The organism is Enterobacter mori LMG 25706 (genome assembly GCF_000211415.1).
Taxonomy (GTDB): Bacteria; Pseudomonadota; Gammaproteobacteria; order Enterobacterales; family Enterobacteriaceae; genus Enterobacter; species Enterobacter mori.
Genome location: NZ_GL890777.1, coordinates 19,538 through 43,305, shown reverse-complemented (window position 1 = coordinate 43,305; position 23,768 = coordinate 19,538). Strand labels below are relative to the sequence as shown.

Below are 23,768 nucleotides of genomic sequence, written 5' to 3'. Positions count from 1 at the left end.
CTATTCTGCCGTTCCTTTAATATTATTAATCAATGCTAACGTTTTAATTGCATCTGTCAAAGTGATGCATTGATTATCACGTCCATGCATATAATTTTCAAAGTCCTTTAGCATATCCAAATACATTTTATTTTTATCATATTGAGGCTCATTATATACTAGGCACTCATCTGATTTGTTAATTATTTTGACTTGATTGTTAATCAGATCCCATTCAATACGGCCATTCGTGCCTAACAAATTACACTTTCTAAATGCTTTTCTTTGCAGGAAATCAAGGTGAATATTGATAATCACGTTATCTTTTGAGATGGTAACAATATCAGCAATTTCTTCGGCATCAATATCTAATACACCACAATTACGAACTGAAGCATGAATAACATCTAACTCACCGAAAAGCCAACGCGTGTAATCGAATTCATGGCTTAACTCGAGGAGTGCTCCCCCCCCCAGGGCTTTACTCGCTGAGACGCTGTCTTTATAGTTTTTTCTCGCGCGCCAGTCTGGCAGATACTGTCCTATCTCAACAAATGCATTGAAAATCGTGCCCGCTTTTTTCTCTTCTAATACCTTTTTTACTGAAAGTGCAGAGGGTAGATATCGCAAACAATATCCAACAGCAACGACGGTGTTAAAACGAGTTGCAGCATCCAGCAATGCTTCTGCGTCAGGGAGCGAGACTGTAACGGGTTTTTCAATTAAAACAGGTACGCCTGCTTTGATAAAGGGTATGGCGTGCTCAGCATGCAGGGTTGCGGGTGATGCAATGATTGCCATATCTACAGCGTTTAAGAGTTCAGGTAAAGTATTTACAACCTGATCGCAATTATCTATTCCATCCTGAACTTTACGGCCAGAAGCAGACATCGCATAAACTTTAATGCCTGGATAAAGTGTTTTAAGATTACGACGATGCCTGTCTGCAATATTACCTAATCCTATGACTGCTGCTGCTTTCATCAATCTAAACCTAAGGTAAAGTAATCAACCTGAGCTTTTTTGAAATCATCCATTCGTCCGATATCCAGCCAGTACTCATGTATTGGGAACATAAGAATGTTTTTGTTATTAGCCATATGCTGTTCAAGTAGAGTTGGCATATCAACACGATGATTTTTCGGAACGGCTTTAAAAATGTTTGGTGAAACGACATAAATACCTGCATTGACAAAAAATCTTTGTACAGGTTTCTCTTCCATCGATACGATTTTATTACCTTCTCCTTTGATAACACCATAAGGAATTTGGTAGTCGTATTCTCGTACACACATTGTTGCATCCGCTTTGCTTTCAATGTGAAATTTGATCAAACGCTCATAATCGACATTGGTCAAGACGTCCCCATTAATCATAATTAAAGGATGATCATTAGATAAATCCTCAGGCAGCAAACCTAAAGCACCACCTGTACCTAAAGGGTTTTCCTCATAGACATAATTAATTTTGGAATCAAAACGTTCACCATCGCCAAAATGTTCTTTGATGGTTTCAGGCATATAGTGCGTAGAAATATAGAAATTATTGAAGCCTGCCTTAACAAAACTACGAATAACAGTTTCTAATATTGGCTTCCCGCCTATACACAGCATAGGTTTTGGGCAGGTATCAGTTAAAGGTTTTAACCTTGTTCCAAAACCACCGGCCATAATAAAGACAGGGTTTGGATATTTTTTCTTGTCATTTACTGACTGGATAGTTTCCAGACCAACAACTTTCCCATCATCAAGAATGGGTATAGACAAAATTCCTTTTGCTTTCATCATTGAATTTAATTCAGCAGAAGAAACGTTACTTGCCGCTGTAACAGGCTGAGTATTCATTACCAACTCAGCTTTTGCTGAAAGAACCAGATTATTCAGTAGTCCTCTTCTGATGTCACCATCAGTGATAACGCCTAACAGGTAGTTATTATCATCAATAACTAATGCGACGCGTAGAGCCTCACGGTTAATAATTTCTAGAGCTTCACGCAGTGTACTGTCCGGTCGGATCAGCACATTTTTCCAATGCTGCATCATGAATTACCTTTTGTAAGACATTATTTGATTACCGATCTTGCCGGATAACAAACTTGTCCATTTTCTAATGACTGTACCAATAGGGCACCTGCACCCACTATAGAGTTACTTCCTAGTTTCATTCCTGGAACTATTGTGGAACCCGCTCCAACAAATACTGATTCACCGGTGTTTACTTGACCACATAGCACCGCTCCAGGACCAATAAAACAGTAATCACCTAAATGACAATCGTGCTCAATAACTGCTCGGGTATTAATGATTGAATGACAACCTATAGTAGTCCCTGCGTTTACTATCGCTCCGGAAAGAATCTGCACGCCATCAGTGAGGATGGCGTGTGTTGATATTAATGCATCTGGCGCAATAATGCTTGCAAACCGGTATCCATGAGAAACATAGAATTCTGAGACATTCTTTCTGAGTGATGATCGCGGAATCAAACCAATGCCGTTAGCTAATTCGATGTCTTCACTTGAGTAATGGAAGATATCGTCATCTGAGTGTAGTATTTTCAATCCTGAAAAAATCGACCGTTCTGAAACGTCCTGTGGGCTCACGACGGCAATAACATCACGCTTATTTGAATGCAGAATATCAAGAAGTACACTGGCATGCCCACCACCGCCTATTAGAACGACAGGTTTGTTATTCAATAATCAAGTCTCCCGGTAAATACTCTTTTGTCGATAATTTCTCCAGCATATCCCAGTAGCTATAAGGCGACATACCGTTTCCAGGTCTTTTGATCGTAATATTCGATGATGTGAAAGGTTCTCCCGCACTGATCTTCTTTGCGGCTACCAGACTTTTTCTTGCAACCGACTTGTTTTTTATTTCTGAAACAGTTGGTTTTTTAACTTTGTTTCCTAACGCAACTTCAATCTGCCGGATAGCTTTCACCATTGCTGCCAACTCGTCAGGCTCCAGTGAGGCTTTATGATCAGGACCTTCCATGTTTTTGTCTAAGGTGAAATGTTTCTCAACGATCACCGCACCTCGTGCAACTGCTGCGATAGGAATAGTTATACCTTCACTGTGATCGGAATAACCAGCAGGCAGGTCGAACGCTTCTCTTAAGGAATCCATTGCCCTAAGGTTAATCTCGTTCATTGGCGCAGGATATTCAGTTGTGCAGTGAAGGATAGTTACCTTTTCTTTCAGAGCCTTCTGTCCTTCGAGGCTTGCATATGCACTTTCAAAGGCGGTGGTACAAGGTACAACACCCTCTGAACAGGTATACCCAAAAGCGATCACGCCCAATGCAGCTTCTATTTCAGAAAGGGTGGCCATACCCGTTGATACGATAATGTCACAACCAGTCCTGGCATGCTCAAGCACCAGAGGGGCATTGGTGAGTTCACCAGAAGGTAATTTTAAGCGTTTGATCCCCAGTTCATTGACCAAAAAATTCAGGCTTTCTGAGTCAAAGGCCGTAGAGAGAAATTCTATTCCCAATTCGTTACAATGCTTAATCAATGCATGATGCGTTTCCCAGGACAACTCAAGGCGGCTCAACATGTCTAGCTGCGATTCCTGCCGTTGAGTATTCGCAACCTGATAATCGGCCTGCTTCGCCTGTTCAGTCACAAGGTTCTTCGCTTTAAATGTCTGGAATTTAACAATATCAGCCCCGGCCTTGTAAGCAGCATCAACAAGTTCAAAAGCCAGTTTTTCGTTGCCGTTGTGATTAACACCGGCTTCAGCAATGATAAGCGTCATAGAGTTTCACTTAATATCGTAAAAGGTCTTACCGGGAACAAAATGCATGGACTTTATCATTTCAATGATTTTTGAACTTGCATTCCCCTGGCCATATGGATTCACAATGTCTTCATCGCGATTTTTGTAACTGCGCGACACTGCAACATGTAAAGCTTGGGTTATCGATTCTGTCGTCGCAGTACAATTCAACACACTAAGGGCAGCCAGTCGACCTTTTGGCCTGTCACCGATGTTTACAGTAGGAACGTCAAATGCAGGAACTTCAATAATGCCGCTGGAGGAGTTACCCACCACAGCAGCAGCGTGCTTCACGGCACTTAGATAACGCACCTGACCCAGCGAGGGAATCGCAAGCACACGCTCAGGTTGTTTAGTCGCGTAGGCTTCAAGCAATGGAATGATCTTTCTCCCACCGTCATCCGCATTGGGATAGGTCAAGATGATCTGATGGTCTGGGAACTCATCAAGTGCAGCTAATAACGCATTAAAACTCGCTTCTGCTGGTTCTTTACCCAGCGTAACAGGGTGATATGTCACCAACAAGAATGGCTTTTTAAGCGGAAATTTCAGTGACAGGCCTAATTCATCTACGGACATAAAATGCCCACGTTTAAGATGATCCAGCCCTATTGCACCAACGTTAACAACACGCGATGGATGTTCACCAAGCTGTATAACGCGATTCCGGTACACCTCTGTTGAGGTCCCATGTAAATAGCTTAGTTTTGTTATCGCATGTCGGATCGCATCATCATAAGCACCTTCAGTAATTTCGCCACCATGCAGGTGCACGATGGGAATGCGAAGGATCATGGCCGTTTGTGCTGCGGCAAGCGCTTCAAAACGATCCCCGAGTATGACCAAAACATCAGGTTTTAATCTGTTCAAAGCATCAGCAAAACCCAACACCCCAAGTCCCATACTTTTCGCAGTACCTACTGGTGTATCTGAAGAAAGTAGAATTTCGATCTTTTCATCAATCAAAAATCCATCTTTCTCGATCTGCTGCCAGGTATTTCCAAACTCGGGTGAGAGATGCATACCACTCACGAGTAGCTGAAGCTCCAGCTCGTTGTCCTCCTGGATATCTTTCAATAGCCAGTAGAGTAAGCCATATTCAGCACGCGTACCTGTGAATACCGCTACTTTGCGTTTTGCTGATCCCATTTCTGTCATTCCATCGGAGAGCTAGGTATATTGATCAAACGAGCTTCGATCTGTTCAGAATTTTTGAGGTCATCACGCATTGCCTTTTCAAACATTGGCAAGCGATGCATTAGTTTCCAGATTGGGCGGACCATAACTTTAGCGTCGTTCATTTCTGCCAGCATGGCATCACGCGCATCCAGGTTTTCGCAAATGACAGCATTCAACCAATAATTAGATTGTGCATAGTCTGGCTCTTTAACAAAATTAAATTCTGAACCTGCAAAGAACGCTTCATAACGCTTTGCCAAATCGCGCTTCTGTTTCAGGAAAGAATCCAGGCGTTCCATCTGCCCACAGCCAAGCGCTGCGTTAAGATTCGGCATGCGATAGTTGAAACCCGGTTCATCGTGATAAAACTCATAAGGATGCGGCACCTTAGCAGTTGTTGTGACATGCTTTGCACGAACGCCCGCTTCTGGTGAACGACAGAACACCATTCCGCCGCCACCAGTGGTAATAATTTTATTGCCATTGAAACTTAGCGCACCATACTCACCGAGCGTACCGGTATGTTTGCCCTTGTAGAATGATCCCAGACTTTCTGCAGCATCCTCAACAAGAACAAGGTGCCACTTCTGACATACCGCAATAAGCTCATCAAGCTCAACCGGATGACCGAAGGTATGCATAGGCACTACAGCTCGCACAACCTGCCGCGTTTTGCGGTGTACGCAGCCTTGTTCTGTCAGTTCAGTGTTTTCAGATAACCAGTCCTCAAGCGCGACAGGACACAGGCCTAAGCTTATTGGGGAAACATCGGTAAATACCGGTTCCGCGCCAAGATGATAAAGAGCATTGCAGGTTGCGACAAAAGTTAATGCCTGGGTGATGACAAGATCGCCCCGCTTAACACCCGCAAGATAGAGCGCTGCACTCAGAGCGGCCGTTCCGTTAACCGTTGCAACAGCTCGTGCCGTTCCGGTATATGACTCCATCTTTCGCTCGAAATCATCGACGTATTTGCCGACGCTTGATACAAATGTACTGTCCAGTGTATCCAAGACATAATTTTTTTCGTTGCCATTGAATATTGGCGCATGCAAAGGAATAAATTCATCCGTCTTGTATACGTCGCGAACAAATTCGATAATTGATTTGATATTCATTCGGGGATGCCTTGCTTACATTTTGCTATCGAGATATTTGCCTGTTTCTTTATGACCAAAGTCAGGGATCATTTCAAAGAACAGCTTAACTATATCGTCTTTATTCCATTCCAAAGATTTTTTCATCTCTTCAATTCGTTTTTCAAAATGGGACAGTAGAGCTGGGTCATATAACGGTTCATTTTTAATGATGCCCAGGTTGGTAAAACGTTCCATATCGAGCATCTCATTTTCGGTGAAAAATTCCTCAAAATCTTTCTCACCGGTTGTATCGCTTGAAGTAAACAAGCATGGCCACTTTCCTTCGGCTGGTAACGTCTTCGCCAGCTCGCGAGCCTCATCTTCATTTTCACAAAGGTGAGGTTCGTAGCCACGTTGCTTAAGGTAAAGGACGGCAATATCGGCAAAAGAGATGAGATGCAGTGCTTCGCTCAGTTTAGGGAAGAAAATATCACGATTATCACCAAAAATACATGACATCAGACAGAGCTCACCGGACTCCTGAGGAGTAACAAAGTAACGTTTGATATCATTGGGTGCCACTAGCGGCTGCTGCTTCTGAAGGCGTTGATTAAACCCATGCAGAAGAGAGCCATCAGAAAAGGCAACGTTCGCGAAACGTGCGGTTGAAATGGCGATTTGCTCGCTTTTACGCATCAGGAACATCTCCATAATACGCTTTGAAGCACCCATCATATTGACCGGGTTCGCGGCCTTATCGGTCGATACGCAGAAGAATTTTTTAACTCCCGCAGCAATAGACTGTTCAATGGTTTTATCAGTGTTGAGGATATTGACCTCAATCATACGCATCAGGGTAAAGGGATCTTTCTCACTCCGAACATGTTTAAGTGCAGATAAATTCAGCACGTAGTCATATTTACCATCAGCTTTGATGAACGCATCATACTCTACAGAACCGATATCAAGCGCAAAGGTCTGAAAATCACCTTCAATATAGCCAAACGAACTGCGGATATCACGAACCAATTCAACCATATTGTTTTCGCTTATATCAACTACGTGTAGTTTTTTTGGGTTACGCTTAAATATTTCTTTAGTAACAGCCTGACCAATAGACCCCGCTCCACCTAGCACCAAAAAACGAGATTCGGAAACAATTCGCTTTAATTCTATTTCATTTCCTGAGACATCTTCACTGAACAATGCTTTATTACGCCCAATGAGTTGGAGAATATTATCCATTTTTAATCCAGTTGGTTGCGAGTTATTACAATAAAAACCGCTTGAGTAAGATTTAACTGACTCAAGTCGCCTCAATAGATCTCATGATATTTTTACGCACAAACAGGGATTTCACGAAAGCCTTCGTTTACAATTAGGCACGCTACCGCCCCTGGCTTAACAGCTACCAGTGCACTGAGTGAGATTGGAAACTTCCATTTTTGTTGTCTGCCACTGGACTATCGCCGGCACTGGACAACTCGAAAAACTGGCGTTAATTGTCGTCCTAAATGGACTCGGAAACAAGCACAAATCGTTACAAATCAGTCCACATTTGAATCAGATAACTCCATGTTATCACTAGAATTAATAACAAAAAACGGCAGTTACCATTTTGGTTATGTTTACACACACCAAATGATAACTGCCGCTTTTTCAAACAGACAGAGACAAATCAGTCGTTAGCCAGCAACTTCTCAATGCGGCTTCTGAACTTCGCTCCTTCCTTCAGGTTACGCAGGCCGTAGTTCACAAACGCCTGCATATACCCCATTTTCTTACCGCAGTCGTAGCTGTCGCCGGTCATCAGCATGGCATCTACGGACTGTTTTTTCGCCAGTTCAGCGATCGCATCGGTCAACTGGATACGGTCCCAGGCGCCTGGCTCCGTTTTTTCCAGCTCGGCCCAGATATCCGCGTTCAGAACATAGCGGCCAACGGCCATCAGGTCGGAGTCCAGCGTCTGAGGCTGATCCGGCTTTTCGATGAACTCAACAATGCGGCTCACCTGCCCTTCCGTCTCCAGCGCTTCTTTCGTCTGAATGACAGAGTACTCAGAGAGATCGCCATCCATGCGCTTCGCCAGCACCTGGCTGCGGCCCGTCTCGTTGAAACGCGCCACCATTGCCGCCAGGTTGTAACGCAGCGGGTCCGCAGATGCGGTATCAATAATGATATCCGGCAGAACGACGATGAACGGGTTATCACCCACGACCGGACGCGCGCACAGAATCGAGTGGCCCAGACCCAGCGGCTGCGCCTGGCGCACGTTCATGATAGTCACGCCAGGCGGGCAGATAGATTGAACTTCTGCCAACAGCTGACGCTTAACGCGCTGCTCAAGCAACGCTTCGAGTTCGTAAGAGGTGTCGAAGTGGTTTTCAACCGCATTCTTCGAGGAGTGCGTGACCAGAACGATTTCTTTGATCCCTGCAGCAACAATCTCGTCGACGATGTACTGAATCATCGGCTTGTCGACGATCGGCAGCATCTCTTTGGGAATTGCCTTGGTGGCTGGCAGCATATGCATGCCCAGACCCGCTACCGGAATGACTGCTTTCAAATTAATCATTATATCTTCCACCTTAAAATGGTTGACGAATTATAGCTTTTAAACCTGTTTTCGCCAGTACGTTTTGCTGTAATTCTGGATTCATGTTACGCCCAGGCACCACAAATTACAGTAGTTGTAATCTGAATAGATCACATTATCCAACCAGGAATCGTCGCAAAAATTACCCGCGGGTGATTATCTACTCGGCAGCGCAAAATTCAGCCGTTCCGTATTCACAACATGCTGGTCAACCCGGTCAATATCCACCGAGCTTTGCCCCTTTTCATTGACGGCCTTAATGTTTGCCAGCGACAGCAGCGTTTCGTCTTTGGCCATAAACTTGCCCCGCACGTCCTTACGCAAATCGAATTTGATTTTTAGCGCCGGTCCCACGGCCGCTTCCTGCATCACGTTGATGTTACGCAAGAAAAGATGCTGAGGCTTGTTGTGCAGCTCAAGCGTCGCGCGCTGCATGTCAACGTTAGTGATGGCGACAAACGAGGTCGCGTTGCCGGATGAAATTTGTATTCCGCGCAGCTTATAGGCAAGTTGCCGATTATCCAGGCGAATATCGTTGAGCTTAAAATTCTGCGGTATCGACAGGTAGTTGCCTTTAATTACGCCGTAACCGATTAACATTCCAGCACTATTGACCATGTCGACATTATCAATAACGAAATTATCACAGCCGTAAATCGCTACCGTGGCGTTATCTATTCCCGCTTTTTTGCTGAAGTCGGGGGTAATGTTTTTAGCCTTAATATTGCGAATAACAAAGTGCTTACCGTTTTCGACATGAACTAACTGACGACAGTTGCTGCCCGTTATATTGGCCACCACGAAGTTCTTCACGGTCTGCTTTTCAGGGTAGTCATTGTCGTAGGTACTTCCCGCAAGCCCGATGCCAATCCCCCAGTTGATTTTGCCGTTGGTGCAGTTGATGTTGTCGATCACATGGTCAGAGATCAGAATGTTACGGTCGTTGATCGCCACATTCCACTCAATCGCGTCACCCTGCAGGTGGCTAAATCGACTGTTGGTAATGCGCGCACCGTCCACCTGATTATGGAAGCCCTGTCGCAAAATGGCGTAGTTGGCCTGGCTCACGTTGATATTATCGATGAGAAGGTTGCGCATCACCCTCGGCTTTTTGCCGCCGATGTAGATCTGCGTGACGGGGCCAAAGCCGCTCATCGCCAGACCTTTGATGACGCAATCGGAGCCGCGGACATCCAACGTGATGTTGTGCGTGCGCCCATCTCCCTCACCAATGACTTTACTGCCTTCCTGAAGCACAAAGCGCCCGCGCCCGTTGCCTTTGAGCCCACCCCGTATCAGGAGCGTTTTACCGTCGGGGATAAAAATCCCGGTATTGATGTTATCGCAGACGAGATCGGCGGGTACCACAACGGTGTCGGCCTCGGAGAACGCCTGCTTAAAAGCGGCGATCCAGTCGCTGTTGTTGTACTGTTCCACAGAGACCGTCCTCCCGGTGGCTGCCCGCGCGGCGCGCGGCGACAGCAACGGCATTGCCGCCAGGACGGATAAGGAAGAGACAAAATGGCGTCGGGTAATCTTTTTCAGCATACAACCTCGGCGTTACAGCGTTTGCAGCAGGCTCGCTAACTGGCGATTAATCACCTGCTGGTTAAATTCTGTTTCGACTTTTTGTCGGGCATTTTGCAGCACCGGTACCAGCTCTTGCTGGTCGATGTCGCTGAAGGCCGCTAAGCGATCGGCCAGGGCGAAAGCATTATTTTCAGGCACCAGCCAGCCGGAATACTCCGATCTGATCAGTTCCGGGATCCCGCTGTGCAGCGTAGATACAACAGGAATCCCCACGGCCATGGCCTCCATCAGCGCGACCGGAATACCTTCCATATCACCGTCCGCACCGGTCACGGAGGGCAGCAGGAAAACATCCGCCTCGTCGAGCATCGCCTTCACCTCATGGCTTGGCTTGAAGCCCGGCATCTCCACGCAGCCTTCCAGCTGGTACTGTTCGATCAGCGTGCGCAGTCGGCGCTCCCAGGGGCCGATACCTAAAATGCGATAGTGGAAATCCACCCCACGCGCTTTTAGCTGACGACAGGCTTCAATCGCGACGTGCAGCCCTTTCTTCTCGGTTAAACGCGCGACCGAGATAATCTGCAGCGGTTTCCCCGGCACCTTCACCGGGCGCTGGGTGAAGCGCTCCATATCGACGCCCATCCGCGAAACGGTAATTTTTTCGCTCGGGCAGCCCATCTTTTTCAGCCGACCGGCCCACAGTTCGCTGATGGGCAGCATCATGTCACCGCGGCGGAAAAGCTGCTGATACTCCGGGGTATAGTGGTTCAGCACTTCCCGGCTGGAGATATCGATACCGTGGAAAATGGTCGCGATTTTGCCGTCAATTACCCCCAGCTCGCGGAGCTTCGCGGCGGTCACGCCCGCCGGGCCGAAGTGGGCGATAAACACATCCGCACGATACGGCTGCGCCGTTTGCCCGCAAATGGCGGAGAGGATCAGATTGCGGGATTCCGCCCCGTAGCGTGACACGTTCAGCGCTCGCCACGTCGAGGGACGGTGCAGCCCGCGCAGCGTCTGGCTGGCGCGGTAGCGCAGTTTGTTCAGCCGCCCACCTGGCTCATCCTGCAGCCAGCGGGTTTTGGCTTCCAGCCCATACTGGGTGTACGCCGCATGGGTGTTTTGCGTATCCCCCTTTTGCAGGGCGATAATCTCCACGTCATATCCCATATCGATAAACGCGGTGATTTGGTTCAGTACAAAGGTCTCAGACGACAGCGGAAATTTCAGTAAGAAGAAACCAACCTTCATTTCTCCTCCCCGACGCGGTCGAGCACCGATTTCACCATGCCGATCCCTTTTTCGCGCTCGGCTTTCACCGCCACGGCCAGGCGTTCGTTAATCGCAGGCAGCTGTCCCAGCGTGTCGCCGACCATAGCACCCAGCGAACCGTCGAGAAGATGACGAATATCGACCGCCATTTCCGGCATGCCAAGCTGCTGCATAATGCCCGCTGATTTGTGCTCGTAGTTAATGGCAATCGCTGGCGTGCCGAAGTTCATGGAGATAATGGCCGAGTGCAGGCGCGTGCCAACGGTGAGGTCGCAGGCGGAGAGCAGTTTGCCCATCTCCAGGTCGTTCAGCTCGTCCATCACCACGTGGTAGCGCGAAGGATCGTTCACCAGGTGACTCAGGTTAAGTGCCACCATGCGGTCATCTTTGTTGTAGCTGTCGATACCGGTACAGGTGGAGAGCGCCAGCACCTGGTATCCGCTGTCCAGCACGCGGTTCACCACGTCGGCGAAGGCTTTCTCATACGCCGCCTGCGTGGTGCCAAGACGTTTATCAAATGGCGCGAGCTCGCGCAGGGTGATGGCGACGGTTTTCTGTTTCGCCGCTACGTCGAGCCAGTGCTGTACCGCGTAGCTCGGCTGGAAATTGTCGACCTGGTGATCCACCAGCCAGGCGGTGTCCACGCCGTGCTCAACTTTTGACGTGTCGATCTCGCTACGCTTCATCAGGTCCAGGCTCACGGACTCGCGCAGGATCAGCGCGTCGCAATGACCAAACACGTAGTTCGCCAGCTGGTTAAACTGCGGATCCTGGAATGGCCCGACGCTGTGGCCGATCATAAACAGCGGCTTTTTCGCCATAAAGGTGCAGAGCGCATGCTCAAACTGCGGCACACCGTAAAGATCGACGAAGAACGAACCGCCGACCTGAATAATGGCGTCATAGCCGGAGAGCAGACGGACAAAATCCGTAAAGCCCTGGGCAATGGCGATATTGCGCAGCTTGCCGGTATCGGTCACGCGGGAAAGCAGCACCTGATGCTGGTAGCGACGGCGCAGGACTTTCTTCACGCGCCCCATCACGCCCGCGGCGTTGTTGTGCTGTTTCATCTGGCTGTAGAGCGGGTCGCCCATGACCGGGCGGTTCAGTAACCAGGATGAGCTGACCGGATAACGGCTCATCACATCCACTTCTGTCTCGGGCTCAAGGGTGTTAATTGCATCCAATAAACCGCGCAGGATGGCGCTGTCGCCACGGTTGCCGCAGGTATGGTTGCCAAGAATAAGTAATTTCATAATGGCCTCTTAAAATTAGCCTGCGCGAAGCAGCGTTTTCATTTTTTCGTTACGGCAAAACTGGCGCTTCATCTCAACCACCAGCGCGTTGCGCGACAGCACAATCATCACGCCGAACGCCAGCGCACCCGCGGCGACCTGCACCGCCAGCAGCGCCGCCAGCGGCAGATGACCGCTGAGCACCACGCCCAGGCCATAGCTGACCGCAAGCGTCGGTAAGGAGAGATAAAACGGCAGCCACAGGCTCAGGATGTACTGACGGTAGCTGGAGCCCAGCACTGGCTTGATCATCACGAAGTAGCTCAGCACGGTGTTGATAATTTGTACCAGCAGGAACCCGAGCGTAACGCCGATAGCGCCCGCCATGTGTCCACCCACGATGATTGCCGGAATAAACAGGAAGGTTTTAAACACGTTGAACTTAAAGCTGATATCCACGCGCGCTTTTGCCATCAGCAGGGAACCAATCGGATTTCCCACGGATCGCAGTAGCCCTACCACACACAGCAGCTGCAGGATCGGGATGATGCCGTTCCACTTCTCACCAAACACCAGCGGCACGAAGTTGCTGGAGACCACCATCAGCCCCAGCAGCACCGGGAAGTTAATAATCCCCACTACGGAAAGCAGCTTGTAGAAGTTAACGCGCAGCTTTTCGGTGTCGTCCTGAATCTTGGCAAACGCCGGGAACAGCACGCGGGTGATAATCGGGTTCAGCTTCATCGGCGGTACGACCGCGACGTTGTAGGCCAGGTTGTAGCCCCCCGCCACGCTCGCGCCCAGAATGCGCGCCAGCACCAGCGTCGAGAGGTTGGTATTAACGTAGTTGATAATGCTGTCCGCCGTCAGCCACGCGCCAAAGCGCAGGTTGGACGAGACGGAAGCGAGAGAGAAATGCAGCCCCGGACGGTAAATCTTGCGGCCAAAGTAGCCGAACAGCAGCGTACGCACGGCAGAGTTAACCAGGTAACCGAGGATGGCGGTCATCGCCAGCGGCCAGAAATGGGCGCTCACCACGGTGAAGGTAAAGCCCGCCAGCACGGCACTTGTTTCAATCATGCCGATCTTGTTGAACTCCAGCTCTTTTTGCATCAGCGCGCGGAACTGCTGCCCGTGTGGGATCACCACAAAAGCAAACGACAGCGTACGCATCAGCGGAGCCAGATCCGGGTTGTGCAGCACGCGGGCGATGGTGTCGCTCAGCAGGAACACCAGTACGAACACGAAGATCCCCAGCCCAACGTTAAGCCAGTAGAGCGTGGTCAGCTCCAGATGACTGATCTCTTTGCGCTGGATAATCGAGTTGGCGATCCCGAAGTCAGACAGCGTATCGGCCAGCGCGATAATCACCAGCGAGACGGTCAGCAGACCGAACTGGTGGTTATCGATGATGCGCGCCAGCACCGTCATCTGCACCAGCCCAAGGCCGATGATGACGATGGTGGCCATGGCCGACCACTTGGCGCCGCTGATGGTTTTTTCACGTAAGCTCATCTTAGTACGCCGCTTTGTTCACGAAACCTTTGAAGATAGTCAGAAAAACAATCTTGATATCGAACCAGAGGCTCCACTCACGGATGTACTCCAGATCGAACTCAATACGTTTTTCCATTTTTTCCAGCGTGTCGGTCTCGCCGCGCCAGCCGTTGATCTGCGCCCAGCCGGTGATGCCTGGCTTCACCTTATGGCGCAGCATGTAGCCTTCAATCAGTGAACGGTACTGCTCGTTATGGGCTACCGCGTGAGGACGCGGGCCAACAATCGACATGCCGCCGGTGAAGACGTTAATGAACTGCGGCAGCTCGTCCAGCGAGGTCCGGCGCAGGAAGTTCCCCACGCGGGTCACGCGCGGATCGTTCTGCGTCGCCTGGGTCACCACCTTGTCGTTTTCCATCACCTTCATAGAGCGGAATTTCCACGCCATGATCGGCTTGCCGTCCATGCCGTAGCGCGTCTGGCGGAAGATAATCGGCCCGGGTGAACTGATTTTCACCGCCAGCGCGATGCAGCACAGTACAGGCGAAATCAGCAGCAGGATCAGCGAAGAGAGAACAATATCTTCCACGCGCTTGAGCACGCGGTTAATACCGGACAGCGGCGTATCGTACAGCGGCACTACCGGCACGCCGTTCACTTCTTCAATGCGAGAATGGAGGATGTTGAAGGTAAAGACATCCGGGATCAGGATCACCGAACAGGTGGTATCCGCCAGCTCGCGCATCAGTTTCTTAATGCGGGATTCGTCTTTCATCTGCATGGCGATATAGACGTTGTGGATCTTCCCTGCTTTCGCGTCGTCGATAAGCTGCTCGTAGTTGCCAGCCCACTCAGACGGGACGCCGCCCGGCTTCGCGTCGTGGTAGATCCCCACTACTTCAAAACCTAACCAAGGCTCTTTGCGGAAGCTGTCGAGCAGCACCTGGCCGACGGGCAAATCCCCTGCTACGGCCACATAGCGTCTGTTGTAACCCCGATTGCGCAGCCAGCCCGCACCGAAGCGGATCAGCGAACGGCACACCACCATGCCCACGCTGGTCAACAGGTACCAGCAGAGATAGGTCACGAGGCGGTTATCAAAATCATGGCTGAATGCCACCAGCCCGGCGCTGAAAATCAGGCTTAAGGTCCAGTTTTGCAGCAACAACATCAGCTCGGTGGTGATTTTCACCCCACGCCACGAGCGGGAAAAATCGGTCATCCCGCCGATCATCTGAAACACGACCAGCGCAATCAATGCCATCAGCAGATGCATATATAAGAACGGTTGCCCGCTAATCCGACACACCGCCCACAATCCGCCGACCATGATGGTGATATCAGAAAAACGCTGCACCATAGAGATTAACGATGCATTCGTTCTCGCTCGTTCGCGTTTTTTTAGATTCGTCATCGTTGTTCCTGTATTCGGTTCCCCCTCCCACCGGGAGGGGCAAATATTACTGATTCAACAGCGCCAGAATGTCCTTCGTTCGTGCTTCCATCAGCGCCGTGTCGGCACGGGATTCCACGTTCAGGCGCACCACCGGCTCGGTATTGGACGAGCGCAGGTTGAAGCGCCACTGCGGGAACGCCATGCTGATGCCGTCGGTACGGTCAATTTCCAGCGCGTGAATGGCAAAGTGCTGTTCCACGCGGGCAATCGCGTCGGCAGGCTGCGCCAGCTTGCTGTTGATCTCACCGCTCGCCGGGAAAGCCGCCATGCGATCACGCACCAGCTCGCCCAGGGTCTGCCCTTTCAGGCACAGCAGCTCGGTCACCAGCAGCCACGGGATCATCCCGCTGTCGCAGTAGGCAAAATCACGGAAGTAGTGGTGAGCGCTCATCTCGCCGCCGTAAATGGCGTCTTCTTCACGCATGCGCTCTTTGATAAAGGCGTGCCCAGTTTTGGACATCACCGGCGTACCGCCCGCCGCGGACACCACATCGACGGTGTTCCAGGAGAGGCGCGGATCGTGAATGATCTTCGCCCCAGGGTTTTTCTCGAGGAAGGCTTCCGCCAGCAGGCCGACGATGTAGTAGCCCTCGATGAACTGCCCTTTTTCGTCGAACAGGAAGCAGCGGTCGAAGTCACCGTCAAAGGCGATCCCCATATCGGCACCGTGCTCAATCACCGCGTTACGGGTGTCGTCGCGGCACTCCGGCAGCAGCGGGTTAGGAATACCGTTCGGGAAGTTGCCGTCCGGGGTGTTATGCACTTTGATGAAGGTGACCGGCACGTTCAGCGCCTTAAAGCGGGCTTCCAGGGCATCCACCACCGGACCGGCCGCGCCGTTACCGGAGTTGATGACCAGCTTCAGCGGCTTCAGGTTTGCCACGTTGATGTAGCCCAGCAGGTGGTCGATGTACTCTTTTTGCAAATTGATCTGCTTGTAGCTGCCGCGCTTCGCGTCGTTCACCGGCGGGAAGTCGTTGGCTTCGGCCAGACGCTGCACGTCGCGCAGGCCGGTATCGCCACTGATCGGACGCGCGCCCTTGCGCACCAGCTTCATGCCGTTGTAGTCCATCGGGTTGTGGCTGGCGGTCACTTCAATACCGCCGTCCACGCCCAGGTGGAAGGTGGCAAAATAGATCTCTTCTGTACCGGAAAGGCCGATATCCAGCACGTCCACGCCCGCATCCTGCAGCCCTTTCGCCAGAGCCAGCTTCAGGGACTCGCTGGTCAGGCGCACGTCGCCGCCCAGCACGATAGTTTGTGGCTTTAAATATTCGCCGTATGCGCGGCCAATGCGCCACGCAATATCTTCATTCAGCTCTTCGCCCAGCTTGCCGCGAATATCGTAGGCTTTAAAACAGGTTAACTTTTCCATGATGACCCCTTTTTCAGGCAACAGTTGGCCCTGACCAATTAATGGCCAAATTCTTTTTTTTCATTCGTAGGCCCGGTTAGCGCAGCGCCACCGGGCAGGAAGCAGAGGCGCTACACCCGTCCGTAACGATCCTGGAAGCGAACGATATCGTCCTCCTCCAGATACGAACCGGAGCGCACTTCAATTAAGTCGAGCGGAATTTTCCCCGGGTTCTCCAGACAGTGCGTGGCCCCCAGCGGAATGTAGATGGATTCGTTTTCGCCCAGCAGTTTGATTTCGCCGTCGATGGTGACTTTTGCGGTTCCCGCCACCACCACCCAGTGCTCGGCGCGATGGTGGTGCATCTGTACGGACAGCCCTTCACCCGGCTTCACGGTAATACGCTTCACCTGATAGCGGTCGCCGGAGTCGATGGAGTCATACTTGCCCCACGGACGGTAGACTTCGCGGTGAATGTGGGGCTCGTGACGACCATCGGGCTTGATTTGTTCAACCACTTTTTTAACGTCCTGCACGGCGTTACGGTCGGCAATCAGCACCGCATCTTTGGTCTGCACGACCACCAGATCCTTCACCCCAACCGTGGTGACCAGGCCGGATTCGGCATAAACATAGCTGTTTTCCGTTTTGTGGCTAATCACATCACCGTGATGGACGTTACCCTCCGGGGTATGCGCGCTGATCTCCCACAGGGATGACCAGGACCCCACATCGCTCCAGCCCGCGTCCATCGGAACCACGACGGCATCCGCCGTGCGCTCCATGACCGCATAGTCAATGGACTCCTCCGGGCAGGCGAGGAAAGATTGCTCATCCACTCGAATAAAGTCGAGGTCAGGATCGACCACCGCCATCGCTTTCGCGCAGGCGCTCAGGATGTCCGGACGGTATTTTTCCAGCTCTTCCAGGTAGCGTCCGGCGCGGAACAGGAACATGCCGCTGTTCCAGTAATATTCCCCGCTGGCCACGTAGGCCTGCGCGGTTTCCAGATTCGGTTTCTCGACGAACTGCGCCACGTCAAACGCCACGCTGTCGCCTTCGCCCGGTGTTACGCTGCCGCGACGGATGTAGCCATAGCCGGTTTCCGGCAGGTCCGGCACGATGCCGAAGGTCACCAGCTTGCCGCTTTCCGCGTAAGGAATGGCCGCACGGACCGCGTCGCGAAACGCCTCTTCCTGCTGAATGACGTGGTCAGCCGCCAGTACCAGCATCAGCGGGTCGCAGTTCGGGCTGCTGCGTTTTGCCGCCAGCGCCGCCAGGGCGATCGCAGGGGCAGTGTTACGACCGGCAGGCTCCAGAATGATGTTTTCTGTGAGTTTGTTCAGCTGGCGCAGCTGCTCGGCAACGATAAAACGGTGCTGTTCGTTACAAATAACGACCGGACTTTCACACTCCACGCCGTGCAGACGGTTGACCGTCGTTTGCAGCATGGTGAGGTCCCCTTTCAGGCAGAGGAACTGTTTTGGATAGAGCACGCGGGACAGCGGCCACAACCGGCTACCAGAGCCACCTGCCATCACAACCGGATACAACGTGGTTTGACTCATGATTTATCCCCGTATATCTGCAATAAATTGGCTCAGCACGTTCTCTTTTTCGAGCGTGCGTTCGGCATATTCACGTGCCACCGTGTTCTCTTTTGGCATGGCGAGTGCCTGCTCAATACCGGCTACCAGCGCGGGAACGGATTCTGGCTCCACGCAAACGGCAATGCCGGGATAGCTGTTACACAGCTGGCCTAATTCTGTTTCGGCTTCTGCCGTAATCACCGCGTTGCCGCCCACCGCCAGAATGTTGGTCAGCTTGGACGGCAGCACCGCATCCGCCGCGCCGCGCTTTTGCACGACCAGATGGCAGTCGCCCATCTTCAGCAGGGCAGGTAGCGCCTCGTAAGACTGGAGCGGGAAAAATTTCACGTTGGTCAGGCCGCGTTCGAGGGCCATTTTTTCCAGCCGCGCTTTTCCACCGCCCTGCCCGACAATCACAAACGTCCACGGATGTTCGCTAAGCTGCTGCGCCGCTTCAATGACGCTCTCCAGCCCCTGCTTTTCGCCGATGTTGCCCGAGTAAAGAATGATTTTTTGGTCTTCAGGCAATCCGAGCTGCGCGCGGAGCGCATGAGCGTCTTGCTCTGTCACATCGCGGAAACGCGCCACTTCGGACCAGTTCGGGAAGAAAATGACTCTCTCCGCCGGGACGCCCTTTTCCTGCGCCTTGTTCATCATCGAGCGCGAGATGGTCGAGACGTAATCCACGTTGTGCAGCCCGCTGCGCTCAAAGGCGCTGGCGAGCTTCGCCACCTTGCCGCCCTTGCCCTTGCCCGCCATTCCCAGGCCGAGCATGGCGTCCACTTCATAATCCTGAATGTGCAGCAGGGTGCGCGCGCCGGAAAGTTTGCCCAGCAGGCGCATGCCTGGCGTGCAAAACAGCGTCGGCACCACACCGATAATGCGATCCGGCTTCCAGCGACGCTGCGCCATCAGCGGGAAAAAACTGCTCAGGGCAAAGCTGCCCAGATGAATTAAACGTTTCAGCGTCGAAGGCTGTTTTGGCACGTAGAGCGGGCAGCGCCACACGGTCGCTGCGCCCTCTTCGCGGCGGTAGCGCCAGCTTGAGTAGCGCTCGCCCACCTTCCACTCCGGGTAGTACGGCGGCGCGGTAATGACCCGCACGTCATGTCCCTGGCTCGCCATCCACTCGACCATCTCGCCGGTGTATTTCCCGATGCCGGTTAATTCCGGCGAATAGTTAATGCCATACACAAGGATCTTCATAAACCCGGCACCTCGGCCTGACGTTCTGCGAGGAAGTACGCTCGACTGTTATCGTGAACGTTATCGCTCGCCAGCAGCGCCTCTCGCGTCTGCCAGCGGTAGTCGTCATGCTGAGAATCAGGCAGATGCAGAACTGCCTCATTCACCTTCAGGCGGAACCCCAGCACGATGTAGTGCGTGGAGAACCCGGTGCCTGAAAAGTTATCGTCATAGAAGTGCTGCCAGACCCCGTAAAACTGGCCAGCCGCCATCGGCAACTGCAGGCCCAGCTCCGCCAGAGTGAGACGCTCAAACGCATCGGTGAGCGTCTCATCCTTCTGCACGCGCCCGCCGGGCACGAACCAAAAGCCCTGTGCAGGACGATTGGTTCGTTTCCCCAGCAAGAACTCGCCGCGTTCGTTCTCCACGATCAAATCGATTGAGATCAGCGGAGTAGAACGCACTACCGTGGCAAAATCTTCCTGACTTAAAAACATCATTACCCCCGGAAGCGGTGCTGGTTTTCCAGGAACCACTGGTAGGTGCTGGCCAGCCCCTGCTCCAGTGACACCTCGTGATACCAGCCCAGCTGATGCAGGCGGGTCACGTCCAGCAGTTTGCGCGGCGTGCCGTCCGGCTTGGTGGCGTCAAACACCACGCGGCCTTTGTAGCCCACCACCTGCGCGATAGTCTGCGCCAGCTCGCGGATGGTGCAGTCAACGCCGGTACCGACGTTGATGTGCGACAGCATTGGCTCGGTGTTCTCCTGCCACACCTCGCGATCCAGCTCCATTACGTGAATACTGGCCGCCGCCATGTCGTCCACGTGCAGGAACTCACGCATTGGCGTACCGCGCCCCCACACCACCACGTCCGGCGCGTTCTCGGCGGTCGCCTCGTGGAAGCGGCGCAGCAGCGCCGGGATCACGTGCGAATTGCTCGGGTGGAAGTTGTCGTGCGGTCCGTACAGGTTGGTCGGCATCACCGAGCGATAGTCACGGTTGTACTGACGGTTGTAGGACTCACACAGCTTGATCCCGGCAATTTTGGCAATCGCGTACGGCTCGTTGGTCGCTTCCAGCGTGCCCTGCAGCAGCTCGCTTTCGGCGATCGGCTGCTTCGCCATTTTCGGGTAAATACAGGATGAACCGAGGAACAGCAGCTTATTCACGTTGTGCAGGTGCGCCGCGTGAATGATGTTGCTCTCGATCATCATGTTCTCGTAGATGAAATCTGCCGGGTAGGTGTTGTTGGCAACAATGCCGCCCACTTTCGCCGCCGCCAGATACACCTGGTCAATACGTTCGTTGGCAAAGAAATCCTGCACCGCTTTGCTGTCGAGCAGATTCAGCTCGTCGCGCGTGCGGACAATCACCTCTGCGTCACCGCGCTGTTCCAGCTGGCGAACAATCGCGGAACCCACCATTCCGCGATGACCGGCGACAAAAATACGTTGTTTTGTCATTCTCAGGACTCCAGCGCGATGGCAACCTCGTAGCCATGAGACTTGAGCAGGGAGTGTTTTTTCGCTGCTTCAAGATCTTTGGCCACCATCTCGGAAACCATCTCCTGCAGAGTGGTCTCTGGTTTCCAGCCCAGGGTTTCATGCGCTTTGGTTGGGTCGCCCAGCAGGGTTTCCACTTCAGCAGGGCGGAAGTAGCGTGGGTCAACCTGAACGATAACGTCGCCCGGCTTCACGCCCGGTGCGTCGTGACCCGTCACGGAAACCACAATGCCCTTCTCTTCCACGCCGGTACCTTCGAAGCGCAGTTTGATGCCCAGCTGCGCGGCAGCCATTTCAACGAACTGACGCACGGAATACTGCACGCCTGTCGCGATCACGAAGTCTTCTGGTTTGTCCTGCTGCAGCATCATCCACTGCATTTTCACGTAGTCTTTCGCATGGCCCCAGTCACGCAGGGAGTCCATGTTGCCGAGGTGCAGGCAAGATTCCAGACCCTGAGCGATGTTGGCAATCGCGCGGGTGATTTTACGGGTCACGAAGGTTTCGCCGCGACGCGGGGATTCGTGGTTGAACAGAATGCCGTTACAGGCGTACATGCCGTAGGATTCACGGTAGTTTACGGTGATCCAGTAGGCGTACAGCTTAGCGACCGCATACGGAGAGCGCGGGTAGAACGGCGTGGTCTCTTTCTGTGGAATTTCCTGCACCAGGCCGTACAGCTCGGAGGTGGACGCCTGGTAGAAACGGGTTTTCTTCTCGAGGCCCAGGAAGCGAATGGCTTCCAGCAGACGCAGGGTACCCATGGCGTCAACGTCGGCGGTGTATTCCGGGGATTCGAAGGAGACCGCAACGTGGCTCATCGCGCCCAGGTTGTACACTTCATCCGGCTGCACTTCCTGCAGGATGCGGGTCAGGTTTGAGGAATCGGTCAGATCGCCGTAATGCAGATGGAATTTCGGGTTCGCGGAGTGAGGATCCTGGTAGATATGGTCAACACGCTCGGTGTTGAACGAAGAGGCACGACGTTTAATACCGTGTACTTCATACCCTTTTTCCAGCAGCAGTTCTGCCAGGTAAGAACCATCTTGTCCGGTAACGCCGGTGATGAGAGCGACTTTAGACATGTTTATATTCCTCTGTACTTATCAAAGTTTTTCAGTTTCAACGCGTTCGCGTATCACCACTGCGGGGTTGCCACGGCAAATTGTATTTGCCGGTAGCGATTTAAAAACGCTGCTGCGGGCACCGACTACCGTGCCATCGCCAACAGAAACACCAGGTGCAACAAAGACATCTGTTGCCAGCCAGCATTTTTCACCAATCACAATTGGCGAAGCGGTAATATCAAAATGCTGACTCATAAAATCATGGCTGCCGGTGCACAAATAACACTTCTGCGACACCACCGAATTTGCGCCAATCGTAATCTCGCCCAGGGTATATAACACCGCGTCATCCCCTACCCAGGCGTAATCCCCAAGCGTTAATTTCCAGGGATAGGTAATTTTCACCGAGGGGCGAATCACTACGTTTTTTCCGATTTTTGCGCCAAAGAGACGCAATAAAAAGGCTCGCCAGCGATACAGTATTTGCGGAGACCAGGCAAATAATGTCGCCTGAACCGCCCACCACAACTGCACCTTAATACCGTTCCCGCCCCGAAAGCCTTTCGGCACGGAGAATCCGTTAAGTTCCTGCATTAGGCTTCCTTATATTTCAGGCTTTGTTATATAAGGCTTTCGCTTTACCTGTCGTTTTCAGGCGTAAAAAATAAGACAATTCCGCCCAGAACCCCGGCACGCGTAATATTTTACGCTGCACGTTTTTTGCATCCTGGCACAATTCCAGATTATTTGAAGTTGACACACCGCCCATGGAAAATTCAGATACCAGCCCTTTAATTCGACGGAATGGATAACCTGATTTGTACAAGCTGGCAGTCAGTGCATAATCTGAAGACACTTTATACTGCAAATCGTAAGGCTGTTTTTTCAGGCCCTCGACCGGGAAGAAAATGGCCTGATGGCTTGCCGGCAGGCTGTGGTAGATATACCAGCCCGGCTTGGCGCTGCGCAGCACTTTATTTCCGTCACCAAAATCGAGCAGGGCATCGCCGATATACAAGGCATCCTCTTTCTGGCGGGCGAGCTGACGGGCAAACAGGGCCACGTCGTCATGGAACACATCGCCAGAATTCAGGAAGATGGCGTAACGCCCCTGCGCCATCGCGATGCCTTTATTCATCGCGTCGTAAATGCCTTTATCTTTCTCGCTGATGTAACGTAAGTTGAACTCACCGTTGAGTTTTTCCAGAAACTCAGCCGTACCGTCGTTCGAACCGCCATCAACCACGATCCACTCAAAGGTGAGGCTCGGATCGCGCGCCGGGTTGCGCAGCGAGCGCCAGGTTTTTACCACCCCTTCGTAGTTACGAAAGGCGACAGTAATGACGCTTAGAAACATAAATCACCTCATTTCGTCATGCCCGTCATACTTCAAGTTGCCTGTGCGTTGGCTTCCTCGCTCACCCCAGTCACGTACTAAAGTACGCTCCTGAGGATTCGCTA

21 protein-coding genes are annotated in these 23,768 nt (G+C 52.0%); all 21 read right to left on the bottom strand.

Features of this window, described 5'->3' with window-relative positions; genetic code table 11:
* Nucleotides 1–963 (bottom strand): Gfo/Idh/MocA family protein, encoded by a 963-nt coding sequence (locus ENTMO_RS0113895; RefSeq protein ID WP_010431992.1) that lies wholly within the window; start codon nt 961–963, stop codon nt 1–3.
* Complete coding sequence (locus ENTMO_RS0113890; protein WP_029485106.1) at nt 963–2,021, bottom strand: nucleotidyltransferase family protein; 1,059 nt, start codon at nt 2,019–2,021, stop codon at nt 963–965. The genes ENTMO_RS0113895 and ENTMO_RS0113890 overlap by 1 nt, the downstream gene beginning before the upstream one ends.
* 20 nt (nt 2,022–2,041) lie before the next feature.
* Complete coding sequence (locus ENTMO_RS25305; RefSeq protein ID WP_010431986.1) at nt 2,042–2,677, bottom strand: acetyltransferase; 636 nt, start codon at nt 2,675–2,677, stop codon at nt 2,042–2,044.
* Nucleotides 2,670–3,743, bottom strand: a complete 1,074-nt coding sequence (gene neuB / locus ENTMO_RS0113885; protein ID WP_010431983.1) for an N-acetylneuraminate synthase — start codon at nt 3,741–3,743, stop codon at nt 2,670–2,672. The genes ENTMO_RS25305 and neuB overlap by 8 nt, the downstream gene beginning before the upstream one ends.
* 6 nt (nt 3,744–3,749) lie before the next feature.
* A complete protein-coding gene (gene neuC, locus ENTMO_RS0113880; RefSeq protein WP_010431979.1) occupies nt 3,750–4,913 on the bottom strand; it encodes a UDP-N-acetylglucosamine 2-epimerase in 1,164 nt (387 codons plus the stop codon).
* A gap of 5 nt (nt 4,914–4,918) precedes the next feature.
* A complete protein-coding gene (locus ENTMO_RS0113875; protein ID WP_010431976.1) occupies nt 4,919–6,061 on the bottom strand; it encodes a LegC family aminotransferase in 1,143 nt (380 codons plus the stop codon).
* A gap of 15 nt (nt 6,062–6,076) precedes the next feature.
* Entirely contained in the window at nt 6,077–7,267 is a 1,191-nt protein-coding gene (locus tag ENTMO_RS0113870) for a UDP-N-acetylglucosamine 4,6-dehydratase (RefSeq protein WP_010431973.1), read from the bottom strand.
* Nucleotides 7,268–7,700: 433 nt separating this feature from the next.
* Nucleotides 7,701–8,597, bottom strand: a complete 897-nt coding sequence (galF, locus tag ENTMO_RS0113865) for a GalU regulator GalF (RefSeq protein WP_010431970.1) — start codon at nt 8,595–8,597, stop codon at nt 7,701–7,703.
* 177 nt (nt 8,598–8,774) lie between these two features.
* Nucleotides 8,775–10,166 (bottom strand): colanic acid biosynthesis protein WcaM, encoded by a 1,392-nt coding sequence (wcaM, locus tag ENTMO_RS0113860; RefSeq protein ID WP_010431967.1) that lies wholly within the window; start codon nt 10,164–10,166, stop codon nt 8,775–8,777.
* Between the two features lie 12 nt (nt 10,167–10,178).
* Nucleotides 10,179–11,399 carry a colanic acid biosynthesis glycosyltransferase WcaL gene (wcaL, locus tag ENTMO_RS0113855; protein ID WP_010431964.1) on the bottom strand — a complete coding sequence of 407 codons (1,221 nt, stop codon included), beginning with the start codon at nt 11,397–11,399 and terminating at the stop codon, nt 10,179–10,181.
* On the bottom strand, nt 11,396–12,676 hold the full coding sequence (gene wcaK / locus ENTMO_RS0113850; protein ID WP_010431960.1) for a colanic acid biosynthesis pyruvyl transferase WcaK: 1,281 nt from the start codon (nt 12,674–12,676) through the stop codon (nt 11,396–11,398). Before wcaK ends, wcaL begins: the two co-directional genes overlap by 4 nt.
* Before the next feature lie 15 nt (nt 12,677–12,691).
* Nucleotides 12,692–14,170 carry a colanic acid undecaprenyl disphosphate flippase WzxC gene (gene wzxC, locus ENTMO_RS0113845; protein WP_010431957.1) on the bottom strand — a complete coding sequence of 493 codons (1,479 nt, stop codon included), beginning with the start codon at nt 14,168–14,170 and terminating at the stop codon, nt 12,692–12,694.
* Between the two features lies 1 nt (nt 14,171).
* Nucleotides 14,172–15,566 (bottom strand): undecaprenyl-phosphate glucose phosphotransferase, encoded by a 1,395-nt coding sequence (gene wcaJ / locus ENTMO_RS0113840; protein ID WP_010431954.1) that lies wholly within the window; start codon nt 15,564–15,566, stop codon nt 14,172–14,174.
* Nucleotides 15,567–15,612: 46 nt separating this feature from the next.
* A complete protein-coding gene (gene cpsG / locus ENTMO_RS0113835; RefSeq protein ID WP_010431951.1) occupies nt 15,613–16,983 on the bottom strand; it encodes a colanic acid biosynthesis phosphomannomutase CpsG in 1,371 nt (456 codons plus the stop codon).
* 110 nt (nt 16,984–17,093) lie between these two features.
* The gene (gene cpsB / locus ENTMO_RS0113830; protein ID WP_010431948.1) at nt 17,094–18,530 is read right to left on the bottom strand and encodes a mannose-1-phosphate guanyltransferase; all 1,437 of its coding nucleotides are present in this window, start codon (nt 18,528–18,530) and stop codon (nt 17,094–17,096) included.
* Nucleotides 18,531–18,533: 3 nt separating this feature from the next.
* Complete coding sequence (wcaI, locus tag ENTMO_RS0113825) at nt 18,534–19,757, bottom strand: colanic acid biosynthesis fucosyltransferase WcaI (protein ID WP_010431944.1); 1,224 nt, start codon at nt 19,755–19,757, stop codon at nt 18,534–18,536.
* On the bottom strand, nt 19,754–20,233 hold the full coding sequence (locus tag ENTMO_RS0113820) for a GDP-mannose mannosyl hydrolase (protein ID WP_010431942.1): 480 nt from the start codon (nt 20,231–20,233) through the stop codon (nt 19,754–19,756). The genes wcaI and ENTMO_RS0113820 overlap by 4 nt, the downstream gene beginning before the upstream one ends.
* Before the next feature lie 2 nt (nt 20,234–20,235).
* The gene (gene fcl / locus ENTMO_RS0113815; protein ID WP_010431940.1) at nt 20,236–21,201 is read right to left on the bottom strand and encodes a GDP-L-fucose synthase; all 966 of its coding nucleotides are present in this window, start codon (nt 21,199–21,201) and stop codon (nt 20,236–20,238) included.
* Between the two features lie 2 nt (nt 21,202–21,203).
* A complete protein-coding gene (gene gmd / locus ENTMO_RS0113810; protein ID WP_010431938.1) occupies nt 21,204–22,325 on the bottom strand; it encodes a GDP-mannose 4,6-dehydratase in 1,122 nt (373 codons plus the stop codon).
* A 21-nt stretch (nt 22,326–22,346) separates the two neighbouring features.
* A complete protein-coding gene (gene wcaF, locus ENTMO_RS0113805; protein ID WP_010431937.1) occupies nt 22,347–22,901 on the bottom strand; it encodes a colanic acid biosynthesis acetyltransferase WcaF in 555 nt (184 codons plus the stop codon).
* Between the two features lie 16 nt (nt 22,902–22,917).
* Nucleotides 22,918–23,664, bottom strand: coding sequence for a colanic acid biosynthesis glycosyltransferase WcaE (gene wcaE / locus ENTMO_RS0113800; protein WP_010431935.1), 747 nt, complete (start codon nt 23,662–23,664; stop codon nt 22,918–22,920).
* Nucleotides 23,665–23,768 lie beyond the last annotated feature (104 nt).